Origin of the sequence: Actinosynnema sp. NPDC023658 (genome assembly GCF_040639995.1) — a bacterium.
Lineage (GTDB): Bacteria > Actinomycetota > Actinomycetes > Mycobacteriales > Pseudonocardiaceae > Actinosynnema.
The window spans coordinates 1-2,544 of the sequence record NZ_JBFAAX010000806.1; the positions used below are offsets into that span (position 1 = coordinate 1).

The 2,544-nt window shown below is 71.5% G+C and carries 2 protein-coding genes; both read right to left on the reverse strand.

Annotation, left to right across the window (positions count from 1 at the left end; all coding sequences use genetic code 11):
- The coding region (locus AB0G02_RS35010; RefSeq protein ID WP_360803155.1) for a hypothetical protein at positions 1-1,145 on the reverse strand (1,145 nt) is incomplete at its 3' end.
- A gap of 37 nt (positions 1,146-1,182) precedes the next feature.
- A partial coding sequence (locus tag AB0G02_RS35015; RefSeq protein WP_360803158.1) for a hypothetical protein occupies positions 1,183-2,544 on the reverse strand: 1,362 nt, incomplete at its 5' end.

Below are 2,544 nucleotides of genomic sequence, written 5' to 3' on the forward strand. Positions count from 1 at the left end.
CCGTCCGTGCCGGGCTTGATGACGGTGGACGACCGGTGCGCCGAGTTGGCCGCGAACTGGGTCAGCGTCGCGGCGGGTTCGGTGGTGCCGGTACCCCACGCGCGCAGCGTGCCGGCGACGGTGCTCCCCGCCGCTTCGAGGCTCAGCGCCGCGCCCGCGATCCCGCGCGTCGGCAGGCCGTTGGTGCCGCCGACGGGGAGGTCGATCGAGGAGGAGGCGGCGATCTGGCCCGCGTAGAGCCGGGCACTGACCGGTCGCAGGCCGGCGCCTGCGGTCGGCGTCTTGGTCGCGTACCCCATGACGTCGATGACCAGGTGCGCGGCGCCGCTGCCCTTGTTGGTGACGATCACCTTGCCGTCCGCCCCGAGGGTGATCGAAGCTCCGGAGGCGTTGTTGATGCCGTTCTCGTAGTTGATCACGGACTGCGCGCCGCTCGTGCCGGACGCGGTGGTCTGGAAGTAGCCTGCCGCGGCCGGCGGGGACAGCGTGATCTGCGCGAACACCGCCGACGCGCCCACCGGCACACCGGCGGTGGCGAGGCTGATGGTGCGACTCGCGCCGGCCGGGATGGCGCCCGCCGTGATGCCGAGAGCGGTGTTGGTGTTGATCACGCGGCTGGGCGTGACCGGGACGAACCCGCCGTTGGCCGTGCCGGTGCTGGTGGTGAAGTAGCCGTGCACCTCCACGACCAGGTGCAGGGAGCCGGCGTAGTTGAACACGGAGATCTTGCCGTTCGCGCCCGGCCGCACGATCGCGCCGTTGGACAGCGTCTGCGTCGCCATCACGTTCAGCATCGCCACGCCGGGCGCCGTCGTGCCGTCCGGCCACGCCCTCAGGTAGGTGTTGGCGGTCGGCCCGACGGCCACGATGCGCAGGTACAGGGCGCTGACGCCGGAGGTGGGGATGCCGCCGACCCCCAGCACGGGGAACGTGGTGGTGCTCGTCGCGCCCCGTGTGCCGCTGACGCCGCCGATGCCCGTGCGGGTGTCGAGCACGGATCTGGCGAGGGTGAACGGCACGTAGTCGCCGCCTCGCCCGGCCGCGTCGGCGTGCGCGACCGGTGTTCTCGGCACGACGACCAGCGCCAGCGCCACGAGCACGGCGACCAGCACCGCCACCCCTCGGCGGGTCTCCACTGTGGACATCATTCCCCTTTTCTGCCGGTGCCGCCGCTACCTGACGTCACCACGACGAACCTTGTTCCGTGCAGCCGATGAGGCACTTCGAGTCGGACACCCCGATCCCGGCGTCGATGCCGCTCTTGCTCGGCACGCCGATCGACACCCCCGCTTCGTAGGCGTACTCGCTCGTGTCGGGCAGGGTGTGGGAGGTCCCGATGGCGGGCATGATCCAGTAGCGCTGCGCGGTGGCGGTCCACCCGAGCGACGGACCGACGGCGAAGCCGTTGATCTCCTCCTTGGTGGCCTTGGCCTTGTTCAACCACCCACCGCGCAGGCCCACCCCCGCACCCGGCGTGGAGACGCCCGCGCCGAGGCCCCAGGACACCTGGCCGTGGCTGGTGACGGTGATGCTGATCGACCGGCTGAACGCCAGCGGGCCGAAGGACCTCGTGGCCACGGACCCGTCGAGCGTGAGGTAGTCCGGTGCCGTGTCGCCGCCGGCCAGGTTGATCGGCAGGCTGCCCAGCGCGCCGCGCCAAACGCAGTTGAACGCCCCCTCGCACGGCATGGACTGGAACTGTGGCGACTCGGCGATCGCCCGCGTGACACCCACGACGCTCTCGACCGGCGCGGACGCGACCTCGACCAGGTCCCGCGCCACCCGGGCCACGCCCGTCGGGTCGCCGCGGAACACGCCGACGACGGCGGCGGGCATGTGCGCCACGGCCGAGACCAGCGGCTTCACCGCGGACATCAGGGGCTTCACCGCGGCCGCGACGATCTTCACCGGCAGCTGCTTCGCGGTCCACTCGATGACCTCGCGGGCCTTGCGGGTGACCTTCTCCCGCAGGGCCTTGCGCGCCTTCTCCACCTTCCGCGCGGTCTCCTCGGCCCACTCGCGGGCGCGTTCGGCCTTCTCCCGGGCGTCGTGGATCAACCGACGCCCGCGGTTCTCGGCGTTCTTGAGCAGCCGTCCGATGCCCCGCCGTGCCTTGTCGAGGCCGCGGGTGACCCGCTTCCACTGCCTGCCGGCCCACTTCCTGGCCTCGTTGACCTTGCGCTTGCCCCACGCCTTGGCCTTGGAGAGGGCCTTCCTGCCCTTGTCGACCAGGCCGGTGACCCGCTTGACCGCCGACTTGAACAGGCGCTTGCCGAAGTCCTCCAGCCGCCGCAGGCTCGAACCGGGGTTGCGGACGAACGACTCGACCCGCTGCACGGTCGAGCTGACGAAGTCGCCCACCTTCTTGCAGAAGCCGCAGGAGATCTTCGGCCAGTTGCCGTCGGGGTCCTCGTTGCCCAGCGGGTCGGCCGCGCCGTAGGTAAACCGGTTGGCCAGCACCGAGTCGCCCTCGGCGTAGTCGGTGCGGTCGCGGGACAGGAAGGTGCCGGACTCGGGCGAGTTCCAGCGCGCGCCCATGTCGAC